Raw genomic sequence first — 15,969 nt, 5'->3', positions numbered from 1 at the left:
CACTCCACGTCTTTAACCTTGTATTCACACAAAAAATCCCTGCGCCACGAAGGTTGCAAGGGAATGCTCTAATACTTATATATGCTTGTTACACTTCGGTACGTTGCAGCAAGCGTTCCAAATGCATCGTTAAATATCCCGTCTCATCGTCAGGTACTTCTAATTGCAGGGAGTCACTTAACATTAACGATAGAACCTTCGCTTTGACATACGTATCGCCGTATTCTTCTTTAATTTTGGAAAGGAGTGAATTTTGAAGTGTTTTCTTTTGCTTTACTCGCTCAATCACACCTTTTAGATGGGAGATAAAACGAAGCGTTGAGAATGAATCATCAAAATTAAAACCAAGCTCCTTTGCGGATTCAATCGTTTGAGACACCACTCTAACCACCGCTAGAGAATCAGATGCTTGCTCTTTCTTACGCGCACTGTTGAAGTGCATCGTCAAGAATGCAACCTCATCTTCGGGTAATTTAACATCCAGATGCTCATTCAAGAACTCCACAGCTTTCTTAGCTACCTTATATTCTTCGGGATACATGTAACCAATTTCATAGGCAAATGGGTTCGTAATGAATATTCCGCGTTTCTGCCGCTCTACTGCAAAATTAATATGATCAACAAGCGATGCATGGATTGTTTCTGAGAAATCGCCTTCCAGCATGCTCTGTGCGTAGGCAATGACTTCTTCCGTGATCCCGATAATCTTGACATCTACGGCATTTAAAATTTGTTCATAGTTCTTCAGTACTTCCGATGTATGTAAGAGGAACTCCTGGGTGATTTCACCTTCCCCAATCAGCATACCCGGTGTTTTCTTGAAGCCTATTCCCTTACCAAAAGCGATGGAATTTTTCCCTGTGCTTAAGTGCGCCATCACGACGTTATGGGATAGAACATGTATGATCGTCCGTTCAATCATAAGACACCTCCCAATTTATTGTTTCGGGGTCCCCGCAAAGTAATGTCTAAACTCTTATCGAAGCAATTCGACGTAGTATGACCGCTTTGAATGGTAAGTTTAGACGCCGATTGAGCTAAAGCTCAATGCGGACGGAATAAACTTCGAAGGCATACGTCACTTTGTGGGGTATATTTAGGCTTGTCCTGATTATTTCTCATTTATTCCCAGCAATGGTTTAATACTTTCACGAATTTGTTCCGACTCTGTACCAAAAACAACATGAACGTTGCCTTTTCCTAGCCGAATGACACCAATCGCTCCTAATTCCTTAAGCTCACTATCGTTTACAAGCACCTCTTCTTTCACAAGAAGACGTAATCGTGTAATACAAGCATCAATGGATATAATATTAGAAGCACCGCCAATGTAGGTCAGAATCCTTGATGGCCGGTCTTCCTTAGCTGGTATCTCAACAGCAGGTTCGATTTCAATATTGTGCTCAACGTCATCCTTACTCGATACTTTCATCGGAAAGAAATGTAGATAAGCTCTGAAAGTTATAAAATAAAGAATGAAGTACACAGCGCCTAGTAGTAAAATCCAGTACGGATTCGTCGCCAAGTGCCAGTTCAGCACAAAATCAATAAAGCCTGCCGAGAAGCCAAATCCCATTTTCACTTGAAGTATATTCATAATGAGCATCGAGAAACCCGTAAGAACGGCATGAATAACATACAGACCAGGAGCTACAAACATAAATGCAAATTCAATCGGTTCTGTAATACCTGTTAGAAAACTTGTCAGAGCCGCTGTTAGCATCACAGGTGCTACAAACTTCCTCGAAGTAGCAGACGTGCTGTGCACGACAGCAAGCGCTGCTGCTGGCAATCCGAACATGATAACGGGGTAGAATCCTGTCATGAACATCCCTGCTGTGGGATCCCCTGCGAAAAAGCGTGAAATATCCCCATGGACCACTTTGCCTGCTGGTGTAACGAAATCACCGATTTGAAACCAAGCTATATTATTAATGACATGATGAAGACCTGTAGGAATGAGGAGTCGATTCATGACGCCATAAATGAAAACTCCTATGTTTCCGTTATCTACAATCCATAATCCAATTTCACTTATGCCTCGCTGTACCGGAGGCCAGATTAGCCCAACCACTACGCCTAGGAATACCATCACCAGGGAGGTTACAAGGGGAACAAAGCGTTTGCCGCCAAAAAAACCGAGCGATTTAGGTAATTGAATATGACTAAATCGATTGAAGAATGTGGCCGAAAGCATCCCTACCAGCATGCCTCCAAGTACCCCTGTATCTAGTGGCTCAGAGCTTCCCGAAACCATTTGGAAATGTTTAAGAACGTTATCAAAAACCAAATATCCAACGGCAGCCGCTAATGCAGCTATACCTTCTCCAGAAGTTAAACCAATAGCTATCCCTATTGCGAAAATAAGCGGCAGATTATCAAAAATCGCACTTCCGCCTAGCTCAAAAATTTGAGCGACATGAACAAGGAAAGGATCATGAAACGACATTTTACCAATACGAAGAAGAATGGATGCTGCCGGCAGCACCGCAATAGGGATCATCAGCGATCTCCCCATCTTCTGAAATGCATACATTACACTCATCAGATTCACCTATAGCCCACAAGTTTGGCCGTTCCTTGTATGCTTTTACCTATCCCCATTATAGTAGAAAGAACACCCTCCCGAAAGGATAAATTCCTCTAGGTTAAGGTGTTTTTTCTATGCATTGCCATATCCCGTTATTTCACAGCACCTGCTGTAATCCCACTTGCAATCTGGCGTTGATATATCATATATACGATCAAAGTTGGCAATGTTGTGATCAGCAATCCTGCGAATAATGGCCCCCATTCTACGCGGTATTGCATCTCAGCTTGCATCACAGCCAAACCAATTGGAAGTGTATACTTGGTAGGCTCGTTTGTTAGAACAACCCCTAGGAAGTATTCGTTCCAGTTATTCAGCATGTTCGTGATCATTACCGTGATAAGACCTGGCTGTGACAATGGTAACATAACCCGGAAGAACGTACCATAGTGAGAAGTGCCATCAATAATCGCTGCTTCTTCAATTTCTTTCGGTAATGATTTGTAGAACCCGACAAGCAGGAAGATCCCGAATGGCAAGTTAAGCGCCGCGTAGACGAGGATTAGCCCCAGCCACGTATTGATAAGGTGCAAATCATTTAACAAGAAGAACAATGGGATTAAAGCAAGCGCGAACGGAATCATCATGGAAGAGATATAGATCGTTAGGAGAACTTTATTCCCTTTAAAATCATATCTCGCCAAAATATAAGCCGTCATCGCTGCAAGGATCATCCCCAGCAGTGTACTTCCTACCGTCACCACAATGGAGTTCAGGAAGTAGGTACTGAAGTTATATTTACTCCACACATAAGAGAAATTGGACCAAAGTAACGGGAATTTAGGCAATGCCCAAGGGGCATTTAAGAAAAATTGTTCATTATTTTTGAGCGCATCGAGCAATGTCCACACAATTGGATAAAGCACGGCTACACTCCATATGATCAGAATGATCCAAACTAACATTTTCGCTAATGGATTTTTGATAGCCATACGATGGTTTCCCTCCCTCAGTATCTTTGTCTATGATGACTTTAGTGCATTTCGATGGTTTCTTGGCGCATAATGCGCTGCAAGATCAGTGTTGTGATAAGTGACACGATCAGAATCATGACACCAATGGCTGCTCCATAACCGAAATGATACTGTTGAAAAGCCATCCGATACAGATAAGAACCCATTACTTGCGTCGTATTGTCGGGTTGTCCGCCATTGGTCATTAACTGAACAATTACGAACGATCCGTTGAGTGTCGTAATAACGATGTTAACGATGGAAACCTTAATCTGCTCCCAAATGAGCGGCATGGTGATATGGCGGAATTGCGACCATTGACCAGCTCCGTCTATATTAGCTGCCTCATAATAAGAAGCAGGAATATTCACGATTGCAGCAATCATCAGGATCATGTAGAAGCCGATACCAGCCCAAATCGTAGGGGGTAGAAGCATCCAGATCGTGTGTTGAGGAAAACCTAGCCAAGTAATATCTACTTTTTTCTCCGTAAAGAGAGATAAGAATGCATTCAAGAAACCGATTTGTGGGTTGTAAATGAAATTCCAAAGTACGCCAATAACAACGACTGAAATGACATTGGGGATAAAGAAGATGGCTCGAAAGAACCCAGAACCCTTCAAGTTAAATCTGGTTAACGCTACGGCGAAGAAAGTCGCCAGAATCATAATCCCAATCACTTTACCAACGACAAGGAAGTAGTCATTCCCAATTGCTCTAAGTACAATCGGATCTTTGAAAAGCTCAACGAAATTATCAAACCCAATAAACTCGCTATTTTCTGACATTCCTGACCAATCATAAAACGACTTCTGTAACGCTTGTATAACGGGATATATCGTAAATACACAGAAGAATAGAAAAGTCGGAATGATGAATGAAGCGATGAACAAATTCCGTTTCAAGTTTTTCGCGTTGGTCTTCATTCTATCTTCACCGTCCTATCATTAAAATGGCGGAGAACGCCATAGGCAACTTTGCCTTTGAAAGTTCTCCGCACTGCTTCATTCAGTTCCTATTTCTTTTGTTTGGCCACAACATCAGATACGCGAGTTACCCATTGTTCAGGAGTAATTGTGCCAATAGTCAAAGCAACGGTTGCATCTTGCATCGCTTTATCAACATCAGCCGCGAAGGAAACTGTTGGTACAACGATAGTGTCAGGGGAAGACAAGAATTTCGCAGCATCCTTAACGAAGTTAGGTGCTTTGGAAGATGAAATGTCACCCTTAACATTGGATGGAGCACCACTTAACTCAGCCCATTGGGAAGCTTGTGTCTTAGAGAACACGAATTGCATAAATGCTTTTGCAGCTTCTTTATTTTTCGCTTTTTTCGCAATACCGAAAGTAGACGTAGACGTGTTAGCTACAACTTTTCCACCTTTGTCTTGTGTGATGGATGGAATGAAACCAAAGTCAAAGCCACCAGGAACGTCTTTCGCCATTTCGTTTGGTAACCATAATCCGTTCGGGATGAATGCATCTTTGTGCTGTAGGAACAAGGATTGGGAATCCGTGTGGTTGATTTGTACGGATGCTTTATCGATGTAGCCTTTATCACGCATTTGAACGATTTTGTTTAGACCTTTGATGATGGCAGGGTTTTTCCAAGCTTCAAGATTGTTTGTGGACATGTCTTGCAGCAATTTGTAATCATTGTTGTTCGCAGATACGATCGCTGGAAGCAATACGCCGCCGTTGATGTAGTAAGGATATTTACCAGTGTGGATGAATGGATTAATGCCAGCGCCTTTGATTTTCTCACTTACAGCCAAGAACTCTTCGAAGTCTTTCGGCTCAGCCCAACCTTTGTCTTTGAAAAGAGCTTTGTCATAGAAAATACCCCATGAGCTCATTACGAAAGGAATGTTGTACGTTTTACCGTCAAATTGTTGCGGCTTTTGAGCAAGCAAATCAATGATCTTGTCGCCATCAACGTTTTTAGCGTCTTTAATCCAATCTGTCAAATCTTCCAGTTGTCCGTCTGTCACCATTTGGCGGTCGAACAACTCAGGACCATCGATATATACGAAATCAGGTGGGTTACCAGCGATCCAACGGGGTTTCATTTGCTCGTTGATTTTCGGTCCCGCACTCTCTTTAATTTTCAAATCAGGGTTTTTCGCTTGGAAATCAGCAATGACTTTTTTCCACCATTTGTCGCCATATCCGCCAACAAAATATTGGATTTCAAAATCACCTGTAAGTTTAGTTGAAGCTGCTGCAGTTGGAGCAGCAGAAGCTGCTGTAGTAGGTGCTACAGATGCAGCTGGTTTTGTCGTTTCAGCGGGTGTGGATTTACCGCAACCTGCAGCTACGAGTGCCATAGATGTTGCTAGACCAATTGTTGACCATTTCTTCATGTTCATGTGATCATCTTCTCCCTTTTTTTACATCATCTAGTTATTTATTTGTAAAACGTTGTACCCGATAGCAATCTTAGGCTTTAGTTTGCACTACCAACCCCTTTCATAATTCATTTTTTGGGAAAAATAAAAAGGGCATAGTTATAGAAGAAAACTTGCATTCCTTCTAATAACTAATGCCCTTACGGTAACATGTTATTAAAACTGACATATTCAGTTGTTGTGTGTGGTTCGTGTGATTAAATCTTACAATATAATGACATGGACGTCAATACTCTTTTTTTAACTCGCTATTTTTTCTTATTCGTTGATGCACACTCTTATGATATGATAGAATCATCTCGTTTAATCCTAATGGAAAAGGTGATTCTTATGGCCAAACGCAAACCAGTAAGCGCTTCACGCAGACAGAAAAATGAAGTTAACATGAAAGCCATTTACTGGACAGGATCGATTTTCTTAGTTGTTATCATAATCATGACTTTACTGCTTATTTTGAACAATTGACTTCTTTTAAAGTGATTGAAAACTTCACATTTCGAATTGTAATCGCTTTCTGATTTCTTGTCAAGCAAAAAACATGCAATAACTTCAACAAACTGAAAACGCTCTTATTTAGATTTTACATACGGATGACATTCAAGTAAAAAGCAAAAAAGGAAAGGCAAGCGTCATGCTTGCCTTTCCTTTTTCTAATTCAACCATCTGTAAACCTTACCTGGATTATGATCTTTCGTCTCCAAAGGCAAACTGATCGCTTGTTGAGGTTTACCGCCCCCCGCGCCAATCCCATCCCCCGGTTCACCTGAAGGCAAGACACCTTTACCAATCGTCACTTTCGTTTGTCCAGAAACCATATTGTATAATTCCTCTACATCTTGCTGAAGCATCCGTATACAGCCGTGAGATTCATCTTTGCCGATGCTCTTGGGCTTATTCGTCCCATGAATCGCATAAAGCGTATTGGACAGCGTCATTCCGCGGCTTCCAAACTCGCCGTTTGATCTGCCATTGGGATTACGCACTTTTTCACTGATCACAAAATCACCCTGCGGTGTCTTACTTCCCCCTAAACCCACTTCATAACGCCTCAGAATAATATCTCCACTCGCAACAGCCAACTGGTGCTGATCTGTATCAATAATGATCCTTAACGGTTCTTGAAACGGCTCTGACGAAGCTAGGGCTTGCGCGTTCCCTGCCGCTACCGCTTTCTCTTCGTTTGATTGCGTTGGTTGTCCCCCTGTATCCCCACCTGTTGGGTTGGGAACTTGAGCCACTTTCCCTCCGGCAAGTTCAGCCACTTTCTGCAACGCTGCGGGAAAAGCCGCCTTCATTTGCGGAGTAAGTCCTGGGAGCAAATTATCCGGATAAGGCTTCGTCAATTGTTGTGGATTATCCGGTAATGCTCCTGTTTTGATTTGATACGCTTGAATCGCACTTTTGAGAATAATAGCTTCTTCACGATCATGCATCCAAGCAGAAATTATGGGAACAAGCTTCGAGCTATCCGCTACCTGACAAGCACAGATTTGTGCCTGATAATACTTTAATACCGCTTCATTCGCGCCTGTACCTGAATGCTCCACACTGAGAAGTGGACGAACAGCGCGATACCATTCCCGCCATTGCCCATCTTGACTAGGAGGAACGTCCATAATTACAGACTCCCCTGTTGCTTTAGTAGGAGGTTCTAAAATTTGCTGCAGCTTTTTGCCCCAATTACCATCAGTGACATAAAGCTTTATTCCAGGATTATCACTCTGAATACTAGTGAATGCCGTAACTGCTGTGGCCCCCTCCGGCTGCTCAGCCACCACGATTTCTTCTATCCCCTCTGATTTAGCTAGATCCATGCCTGCCGGAATTGCTAACAGAAGAAATAGGATCAGAAAAAACACCCCTATCCGCCCGTTTCTAGATGCGGATCTACGTTCTACTGGCACCTCGATTTTGCTTGCCATCACCGCTGTCGAGGTTGTTGGTATAGGTCCATCTAATACGATTTTTTGCTGCTCAAAAGCTTCATATATTTCACCCGCTTGTGCAAAACAATACGCCGCTTTCCCCGCTTTACCTTGCGCTGTATATTCTCTGCCTAACAGATACCAGGCCATTTTATGATCAGGATGCTCTTTGACATATTTTTTGAGATAGAGAGGATCCTCGATCGGATTATGTTGAAAGAATCGATCCAATTGATCGTTTCGATTATTCGACTTCATACTTTCATCCCCCCAATCCACATACTCCACTCTTCGTTTTATCGGCAATTGGGACACAAAGTTGAAGTCTGAATAAAAAAAAGGCTTGGTCAGAGGATTACCTCTGCCAAGCCGTTCCTTAACTCATGCCTAATTCGAGTAAGACTTCACACGTAAAATAGCTGTTTGATGCGAAGCATCCCACTGTACATCCAAACCGATCTGTTCGGCGAAGAAGCGGATCGGCACATATGTACGATCTTGTTTCACATAAGGGGCTGCATCCGTCTCTAGCTTAAGATCTGGAACGCCTACTTGCTTGCGTACGATCCCCGTTTCGCCAATGGTTACTTCTACCGTTAGATCGCCTTTAGCAAGCTGCACAACAGACTTGCCAGCCTTCTCTACGTAAGTAACCTTATAGCCAAACGTTTCACTGATCGCACGAACAGGTACCATCGTACGACCATCTTGAATTTCAGGCTGAACATCAAATGCAATCAGCTTATTGCCACTAACCACTTTCACTTGACCATCTTTGGATACATCCCCAGGTAACTGATAAGGTGTTATTTTGCGGATCTTGTTATTGGACGCATCAGCAACAACCAGATTCCCTTGCATAGTAGCAAGCACATCTGAAGGATTGTAGAATTGAGCGGATTGTTCAACCCCGTCAGTCTCTCCCGTTTGAAGCGTTCCTGAGATCGTCGATACTTGTCCATTCAACAGATAGCGAATTGAATGATTCAAACTATCCGCGATGAGAAGGCCACCTTCTGGTGTCACAGCTAGACCTTTTGGGAAGTCGAACTTTGCTTGCAATGCATCACCATCTGCAAAGTCACCTTGTGCATACAGCTCGTTTTTCCCATAAAGTGTCGAAGAACTGCCCGTAGCCGTTGATCCTGCGATCGTTGTAACACTTCCGGATGCAAAATCAATATAACGAATACGTTGATTCCCCGTGTCGCTTACATAGAGATTCCCCTTGCTGTCCAGCGCGAGTCCCGAAGGTTCATTAAATGTAGCCGTTGAAAGGCTCCCATCATGATATTCCCCTGCGAATGAAGCCTCACCTGGACGCACTTGAATAGCTCGAGTAACAGACGCTGTAAGTGTTGTAACCACTCCATCCACTGCGATTTTGCGAATAGTATGATTGAGGGAATCTGCTACATACACAGTGCCATCCGGACTAACCGCAATATCGCTTGGGTGATTAAAACTTGCCGCCGCACCTTTACCGTCTTTGTTCCCGGGCACGCCATTACCAGCAACGGTTGTGACGTTCCCATTCACGTCAATCTTCCGAATTGCATGATTACCAGCATCTGCTACATAGACATTCCCTTTGGTATCTGAAGCAAGCCCCGCCGGTTCATTAAAAAACGCTTCAGCTGCTTTCCCATCAAGGAGTCCCCCAGTTGGGAAACCTTGACTGTTTTTCACAACAGCAATTTCAGGTCCAGCAAATGTCGTGACTAGACCATCTTTCATTTTACGAATGACATGATTTCTTGTATCGGCAATGAGAATACTCCCGTCTGCAAGTTGAAGTACACTGCTTGGGGCGCGAAATGCCGCTTTTGAAGCATCCCCATCACGATCTTCAAAATCGCCAATTCCCGCAAGTGTAGAAATATCAGATAGGATCTGACCGTTGCTAGACTTCAACGCATCAGCATCTAAGCCAGCGGCTAGTGCAGATGATCCTCCTAGCAACGCAGTAGCAATTACGCTTGAAACAAATATGTGTTGTAATGGTTTCATAGGTTCTCCTTTTTATCTAGTGAACTTTACACTTACGGAAGATAAGATCCTTCAATCGGTAATGGCGCAATCTGTTGAAGATCAGCTACCGTTAATTTCTCAAAAGTCTCACCATTTTTCTTCACGATCACAATTTTACCTACACTGATTTCATCTTCAAAAATAGAGCTCATAGGAATACTAACTAGCGGAGTTTTCATTGAAGCAGAAACTGGAGTGCCTCCGCCAAATTTGGTTACCGCATAAACGAGTTCACTAGTTTCTCCATTTGGAGACAAAGACTTGTACTCCTTGATGTAATCAGCACTCGTTGAAGCATTCGTTTTGTAAAAAATATCTTTATTTGTTAAAGGTATAAATGGAATATAATCCGCACGCGAGTATAGCAAATGAACTTCTACAGCGTAAATATTTGTAATGCCTGCGATGTCAATATTGAGGTAATAAAAAGTGTTAGGAGGCCCCACTTGAGCTCCGCCCTCCGTGCCAACCGATACTGGCATCACGACATCTTCAGGGTTAATTGGTGTTGCAGTTAAACTAACTTTAGGCTTTTCTACCGGGGGCGTTCCTCCACCAGAATCAGAGTCTCCCGAACCACCACCTGAGTTAACTGGAGGAGGGGTCGTAGTATTTCCTTTAGCTTCCGCAGCCTTCGCATCCTCAAAAGCCTTTTTCTCTTGCTCCGTTAAACCAGCCTTCAACTTCGCTTCGGCATCAGCTTTTGCTTTCTCTTCAGCAAGCTTCTTTTCAGCCTCAATCTTCTTCTTTTCTTCCTCTAGCTTCTTCAACGCAGCAGCCAGCTTCTGCTTAGCTTCCTCAGCTTTTTTATCTTTTTCCAACTTCGCTTTCAATTTCGCTTCTTCTAGCTTTTTCAATTCTTCTTGTTTCTTTTTCTCTACATCAGGATTCACACCTGCCGATTTATCCAATGGCTTGACTTTAGATAAATCCAGCTTCTTGTCCTCATTTGTGATCTTTTTATTCGAATCTTCAATAATTTTATCTAAAGCCTTTTGATCAAATTTCTTCTCAGCCAATGCTTCTTTAGCAATATTACCAATCAAGTTCTCTAGATTTTGCTTCACTTTATCTAAATCTGCTAGATTCAGTATACTTAAAGTCGTCTGATCACTGCTAAGTAAACCAGCTTCAATTTCAGCTTTCTTTTTAGCAATAAACGCTTCATTTTCTTTATCAATATCTGCTTTATTTAACAACAATTCTTTGATGATTTCTGGAGAAGCTTGTTTAATAAAATCCTCTAAATCAAAGAACTCCACTTTCAAATCCAAATCCGATGTTTCCTCACGATTATCCAACGAGATTTCTTGTGTCGGATTTAAGTAGGTAATCGTTGTTGTTTGAGTATCATCCGAGCTCGGTGTTACAGTTGATGCCGATACTCTTCCTGATCCTACAGCCATTTTGGTTTTACCAGATACAGAATCAACCGAAACGAAGAATTGCGTTCCGCGAACACCCATGACAGCCGTTGGCGTTTCAACCTCAAATTCATCATCTGCACCCGCTAATGATTTCACTTTGACCCACATCGAGCCTGCCCAAACTTTAAGCTTGGATTTCTTATTACCATCTGAAGAATTGAGATCTGACACATTTAATTCCGCATTGTCACCTAACGTAACATCTGCGTCGCCACTTGCTAAATTCAGTGTGACAGAGGAGCTATCACCGGTATAAACGGTATCCCCTTGGTTTAAACTCATATTCTCATAGGCATCATACGTTTTGGAGCCGCCGCCTTTTTTAATCGTCACGTCGCCTGATAATGCTGTAATAATGGCAACACGGACAGTTTTGGCATCCACTGGCTTAACGATTAGCACAGACACTAAACTGAATATCAAACTAAAGCTTAACAAGATTGAAAGATATGATTTCTTTGTCTTTCCCACTCTGCATGCCTCCCAGCAACTTTATTTATGTCCGATTACTTCATAGACAGCAACCGGTTTTTCTTTCCCTTTTACTTTCATCTCACCGATGGATTCGATCACAAACAGGTCCTTGACACGTTCATACGTCTGCTCGCTAATTAAAATCTGCCCTGGTTTGGCATTGGATTCAAGCCGTGCTGACAAGTTAACGGTATCCCCGATCGCCGTGTAATCCAATCGAAGATCTTCAGAACCAATGTTTCCAACAACCGCAGGACCACTATTAATTCCCAATCCAAATTTAACACCAATGCCATAATTCTTAATCAACTTCTGCTCAAGAATATCCGCTTGTGACTTCATCTCGATCGCTGCACGCACGGCCATTTCAGGATGGTTCTCATACTCAATAGGGGCGCCGAACATCGCCATTACACCATCACCGATAAACTTATCCAACGTGCCATTGAACTTGAAAATCGCCTTCGTGCATACGTCCAAATATTCATTTAATACCTGAATGACTTGCTCAGGCTCTAATCGTTCAGACATCGGTGTGAATCCGCGAATATCAACAAATATTAAGGAAATATCTTTGCGGCTTCCACCAAGCTTCACATCTTCACCCGACTGAAGAAGCTCATCCACAACGGTTTTGGAGACGAAGCGGCCGAAAATACCTGTAACCCTGTTTCTTTCTTTTCGCTCTTCTAAATAGTGGCTAACCAAAGACCATACATAGATCGTCACGAGTGCAAATTGCGGATATACTAGCGGTAAGAACAACGAACCAATACTATAGAACCCTAGCCATACTAGGCCATAAATCACGAACATGCCTAAGAAAATAAATAAAGCTGTCTTTCCATTGAACTTCTCGAACAGAAACATAGCAAGCAATGAAATTAATAGAATGATAGCAATTCCTGCTGATTTCGAAGCATCATGATAGAAAGCACTCTCTAGCAAGGTTTGAATCATATTCGCATGAATTTCAATTCCAAACATCTTAACCGAAGAGATTGGTGTCGGATATTCATCCTGCATGGCCGTTACAAACGGACCTACAAGCACAATACTCCCCTTTAGAGGCAATGGCTTTGTACTATTTAGCACATCCACGAATGAGAGCAGTTCATAACCAGTTGTCGCGTCTACCTTCTGTCTCGGCAGTGTGAAAAACTCAGTCGTTACTTGATTTCTTTCGTTAGTTGGTACGACTTCATTCCCTCGCAACCATTCTCCAGTCGCTGGATCACGCTTTACTTTCTCACTATCATCCAGAACTAAATTCGCTAGCGCCACGCTGAATGCTGGTATGTAGGCACCTTTCTCATCAGGTAAACCGACGGGCAGCTTGCGCGCTTTGCCATCCTTATCAACGAATACATTGATATGAGCCATTTGATTTCTCTTGGTTGTTAGTGTCGAGGAGGGATAATCAATTCTCTCAGGAACTAGATCGCCTGCAGACTGTTGTTTGGAGGGGTAGTTTATTTGTACGGGCAAAATAATATTATTGTACTTCGCGAGCACATCAGCTAACGCTTTATCATCCCCAGGATTCTTCGAAGGCTCTGCAAGCACAACGTCGATACCAATGGCAGCTACACCTGATTGTTCAAGCTTTTCAATAACTTGTGCATATGTACTTCGATCCCACGGAAACTTTCCGATCGCGGCAAGCGATTTATCATCAATCTTCACAATCTTGATGCGATCGTCCGGCTGACGCTCTTCAATTGATTTCGCGCCACGCAAAGTATCTTGGAGAGGACCTTCAACAAAGTAAAACAATCCGCTCGAGTTCACAGTGTAGAAATATGTCGAAAATACCATTAATAGAAGTCCTACTACTAAAGTCTTAATCCATTTCTTCTTACTCATATAATCCTCCCTGTGTTTACTAGTTTCATTGTAAGATGCTATGTAAGAATTGGCAATAAATTGTTACAAATTTCACAATATTTCATCAAAAAAAAGAGCTCGTTCCCTTTCAGGAAACGAGCTCTTTCGACATTTCACGAGTTTTCACAAAATGATTTAAATTATGATTAGCTAAAAGGTGAATCCGCAACTTTAATGGAGTCTGTTGGGCAGCCATCTTGAGCATCTTGTAGATCATCAAAAAGATCTTCAGGAATTTCTGTAACCCCTTTGTTTCCATCACCATCAAAAATCACTTCCGCCAAACCTTCATCATCGTAATCATAGATATCTGGAGCTGTAGCTCCGCAAGCGCCGCAAGCGATGCAAGTATCTTTATCAACAAATGTATACTTTGCCATGTTTTCTACTCCTCCTCAAATTATCCTCATTGTAAAATATAATATAAATACGGACAAAGTTCAAACCTTAAAATTGACAATCCACAAAATTTTGCTCAATAAAGTCCGCAATTCCACAGATATCATTCAAATTGAAGCGTGGATATGCGAAGTCATCTTCTAGATTAGAGAGAGCGGTCACAACCGCTATTGGTGATGGTACGACTTCCCTAATCATTTCTCTTTGTTCTATTGTACGATAGACCGCAATCTTTGGATGCTTTTCCCTCTTAAAACCTTCAATAAAAATATAATCAAGATGGGCATAAGCTAGTAATTGTTCCTCTAAGGTCGGAGCTTCTTTTTTCTCATATACGTGCAAGGCATCTGGAGAGAGCGTCACAACAACATCTGCGCCTGACTCCGCATAAATCGTTGAGTCGGCTCCTTTCGCTTCTTTATAATGTCCATGCGCATCATGTTTCATAACCGCAATCCGATGGCCGCGAAGCTTCATTTCAATTGTAAGCTTTGCGACCAACGTCGTTTTTCCACTGTTGGAAAATCCCGCGAAGCCCACACAATAAGCCATGTCATTCACTCTCCTGATTCTTATGTAACGGATTATTACGCAGATGGTCCATTTGCAGCGACGTCCCTCTTACTTTGTGGTTCCGTATCAAGGAAGAGGGATCATCACTCATCATACCTGCTGTTAGAATAACTCCTTCGCCGAATTTATCCCGTAGACCATCCATCACTTTATTCAAATTCTCTCTGCGCGGCTGTTTCTCGTAATCGAATAAATCCAATTGTACATAGGATTCTTCCTTGGCAATCAAGCTCTGAAGAGTAATACCCAAGAGCCGAACTGGGTTCCCATCTTCCCATTGATGATCATATAGCTGACAGGAGGTCCGATAAATATCATCCATATGTTCGGTAGGCGTTGGCAGTGTAAGCGATCTTGTTATCGTCCTCATCTCGGGATCCCGTATTGTAATTTGAATCGTCGAAGTCATGAGTTCCTGCCTGCGTAGCCTTCTCGCTACTTGATCTGCTAAATTCAGTAAGACGCGATGAATTTCAACACGATCCGTGTAATCTCGCGGCAATGTCGTTGTATGTCCGATCGACTTACTCTGCTCCTGTTCTGGATTCACAGGTGAAGTATCAATCCCATTTGCAGAGCGCTTCAGATGCGCCCCTAACACACCGAAATGCTTGCTCAGTATAGTATCATCTCCGACAGCCAACTGACCTAAGGTATGGATACCAAGCCGCGTAAGCTTCTCCGCTGTTTTTTTACCGATTCCGTACAAATAATTACATGGCTTGTCCCAAAACACAGTTGGCACATCACGAAGCCGTAATACGGTAATGCCATTCGGCTTTTTCATATCAGAACCCATCTTCGCTAGTAGCTTATTGGGCGCAACACCAATGGAGCAAGGGAGCTGCAATTCTGTCATAATTCTTTTTTGAATACTATTCGCGATTTCTAGCGGCGTTCCAAATTGTTTGGAACCTGTGATATCTACAAAACATTCATCGATAGACATAGATTCTACCAATGGTGAATATCCATAGACTATCTGCATAAACCTTCTAGAGAAATTACGATAGAGATCAAAATCAGGTCTAATCAAGATGAGGTCGGGACAAATTTTCAGCGCTTGCCTAACTTGCATGCCTGTCTTGATCCCTAGCTTTCGTGCTGCATATGATGAAGTAACGATTATCCCCCTGCGCAGCTCCACACTTCCAGCAACAGCAAGAGGCTTTCCTTTATATAAGTCAGGCTCTACCGCCTCGTGTACCGAGCAATAGAAAGCATTCATATCAATATGTAAAATGACTCTGCCTTGCTTGGGATAATGATGCTCTACTGACACCATATTCACAACCTCCCA

13 protein-coding genes are annotated in these 15,969 nt (G+C 42.5%); 1 reads left to right on the top strand and 12 read right to left on the bottom strand.

Features of this window, described 5'->3' with window-relative positions:
• Positions 1-88: 88 nt before the first annotated feature.
• From J2736_RS00620 to J2736_RS00600, 5 genes are all read right to left on the bottom strand, one after another.
• A complete protein-coding gene (locus tag J2736_RS00620) occupies positions 89-922 on the bottom strand; it encodes a PRD domain-containing protein (RefSeq protein ID WP_310222511.1) in 834 nt (277 codons plus the stop codon).
• A gap of 189 nt (positions 923-1,111) precedes the next feature.
• Positions 1,112-2,536: a PTS transporter subunit EIIC gene (locus J2736_RS00615; protein ID WP_310225142.1), complete on the bottom strand. Its 1,425-nt coding sequence runs from the start codon at positions 2,534-2,536 to the stop codon at positions 1,112-1,114.
• A gap of 146 nt (positions 2,537-2,682) precedes the next feature.
• Positions 2,683-3,522, bottom strand: coding sequence for a carbohydrate ABC transporter permease (locus tag J2736_RS00610; protein WP_310222509.1), 840 nt, complete (start codon positions 3,520-3,522; stop codon positions 2,683-2,685).
• 41 nt (positions 3,523-3,563) lie between these two features.
• Positions 3,564-4,469, bottom strand: a complete 906-nt coding sequence (locus J2736_RS00605; RefSeq protein WP_310222507.1) for a carbohydrate ABC transporter permease — start codon at positions 4,467-4,469, stop codon at positions 3,564-3,566.
• An 89-nt stretch (positions 4,470-4,558) separates the two neighbouring features.
• Complete coding sequence (locus J2736_RS00600) at positions 4,559-5,914, bottom strand: ABC transporter substrate-binding protein (protein ID WP_310222505.1); 1,356 nt, start codon at positions 5,912-5,914, stop codon at positions 4,559-4,561.
• Positions 5,915-6,283: 369 nt separating this feature from the next.
• Between J2736_RS00600 and J2736_RS00595 the strand changes: the two genes are divergently transcribed.
• A complete protein-coding gene (locus tag J2736_RS00595; RefSeq protein WP_310222503.1) occupies positions 6,284-6,418 on the top strand; it encodes a hypothetical protein in 135 nt (44 codons plus the stop codon).
• A 185-nt stretch (positions 6,419-6,603) separates the two neighbouring features.
• Here J2736_RS00595 and J2736_RS00590 read toward each other — a convergent pair whose 3' ends face one another.
• From J2736_RS00590 to J2736_RS00560, 7 genes are all read right to left on the bottom strand, one after another.
• Complete coding sequence (locus J2736_RS00590; protein WP_310222501.1) at positions 6,604-8,136, bottom strand: L,D-transpeptidase family protein; 1,533 nt, start codon at positions 8,134-8,136, stop codon at positions 6,604-6,606.
• A 129-nt stretch (positions 8,137-8,265) separates the two neighbouring features.
• Positions 8,266-9,888, bottom strand: coding sequence for an NHL domain-containing protein (locus J2736_RS00585; protein ID WP_310222499.1), 1,623 nt, complete (start codon positions 9,886-9,888; stop codon positions 8,266-8,268).
• A gap of 32 nt (positions 9,889-9,920) precedes the next feature.
• Positions 9,921-11,618 carry a FecR family protein gene (locus J2736_RS00580; protein WP_310222497.1) on the bottom strand — a complete coding sequence of 566 codons (1,698 nt, stop codon included), beginning with the start codon at positions 11,616-11,618 and terminating at the stop codon, positions 9,921-9,923.
• 210 nt (positions 11,619-11,828) lie between these two features.
• Positions 11,829-13,676, bottom strand: a complete 1,848-nt coding sequence (locus J2736_RS00575; RefSeq protein ID WP_310222495.1) for an adenylate/guanylate cyclase domain-containing protein — start codon at positions 13,674-13,676, stop codon at positions 11,829-11,831.
• A gap of 167 nt (positions 13,677-13,843) precedes the next feature.
• Entirely contained in the window at positions 13,844-14,077 is a 234-nt protein-coding gene (locus J2736_RS00570) for a ferredoxin (protein ID WP_028556576.1), read from the bottom strand.
• Positions 14,078-14,144: 67 nt separating this feature from the next.
• On the bottom strand, positions 14,145-14,648 hold the full coding sequence (gene mobB / locus J2736_RS00565; RefSeq protein ID WP_310222493.1) for a molybdopterin-guanine dinucleotide biosynthesis protein B: 504 nt from the start codon (positions 14,646-14,648) through the stop codon (positions 14,145-14,147).
• Between the two features lies 1 nt (position 14,649).
• Positions 14,650-15,954, bottom strand: a complete 1,305-nt coding sequence (locus J2736_RS00560; protein ID WP_310222491.1) for a DNA polymerase IV — start codon at positions 15,952-15,954, stop codon at positions 14,650-14,652.
• Positions 15,955-15,969: the final 15 nt, after the last annotated feature.

Origin of the sequence: Paenibacillus qinlingensis (genome assembly GCF_031455095.1) — a bacterium.
Lineage (GTDB): Bacteria > Bacillota > Bacilli > Paenibacillales > NBRC-103111 > Paenibacillus_E > Paenibacillus_E qinlingensis_A.
This window is presented reverse-complemented; position numbering and strand designations above follow the sequence as displayed.

Bases quoted from the DNA above. Each gene is read 5' to 3' on its own strand.
- J2736_RS00560 (WP_310222491.1), bottom strand. From the start codon at position 15,954: ATGGTGTCAGTAGAGCATCATTATCCCAAGCAAGGCAGAGTCATTTTA.
- J2736_RS00615 (WP_310225142.1), bottom strand. From the start codon at position 2,536: ATGTATGCATTTCAGAAGATGGGGAGATCGCTGATGATCCCTATTGCG.
- J2736_RS00620 (WP_310222511.1), bottom strand. From the start codon at position 922: ATGATTGAACGGACGATCATACATGTTCTATCCCATAACGTCGTGATG.
- J2736_RS00610 (WP_310222509.1), bottom strand. From the start codon at position 3,522: ATGGCTATCAAAAATCCATTAGCGAAAATGTTAGTTTGGATCATTCTG.
- J2736_RS00595 (WP_310222503.1), top strand. From the start codon at position 6,284: ATGGCCAAACGCAAACCAGTAAGCGCTTCACGCAGACAGAAAAATGAA.
- J2736_RS00570 (WP_028556576.1), bottom strand. From the start codon at position 14,077: ATGGCAAAGTATACATTTGTTGATAAAGATACTTGCATCGCTTGCGGC.
- J2736_RS00575 (WP_310222495.1), bottom strand. From the start codon at position 13,676: ATGAGTAAGAAGAAATGGATTAAGACTTTAGTAGTAGGACTTCTATTA.
- J2736_RS00605 (WP_310222507.1), bottom strand. From the start codon at position 4,469: ATGAAGACCAACGCGAAAAACTTGAAACGGAATTTGTTCATCGCTTCA.
- J2736_RS00590 (WP_310222501.1), bottom strand. From the start codon at position 8,136: ATGAAGTCGAATAATCGAAACGATCAATTGGATCGATTCTTTCAACAT.
- mobB (WP_310222493.1), bottom strand. From the start codon at position 14,648: ATGGCTTATTGTGTGGGCTTCGCGGGATTTTCCAACAGTGGAAAAACG.
- J2736_RS00580 (WP_310222497.1), bottom strand. From the start codon at position 11,618: ATGAGTTTAAACCAAGGGGATACCGTTTATACCGGTGATAGCTCCTCT.
- J2736_RS00600 (WP_310222505.1), bottom strand. From the start codon at position 5,914: ATGAACATGAAGAAATGGTCAACAATTGGTCTAGCAACATCTATGGCA.
- J2736_RS00585 (WP_310222499.1), bottom strand. From the start codon at position 9,888: ATGAAACCATTACAACACATATTTGTTTCAAGCGTAATTGCTACTGCG.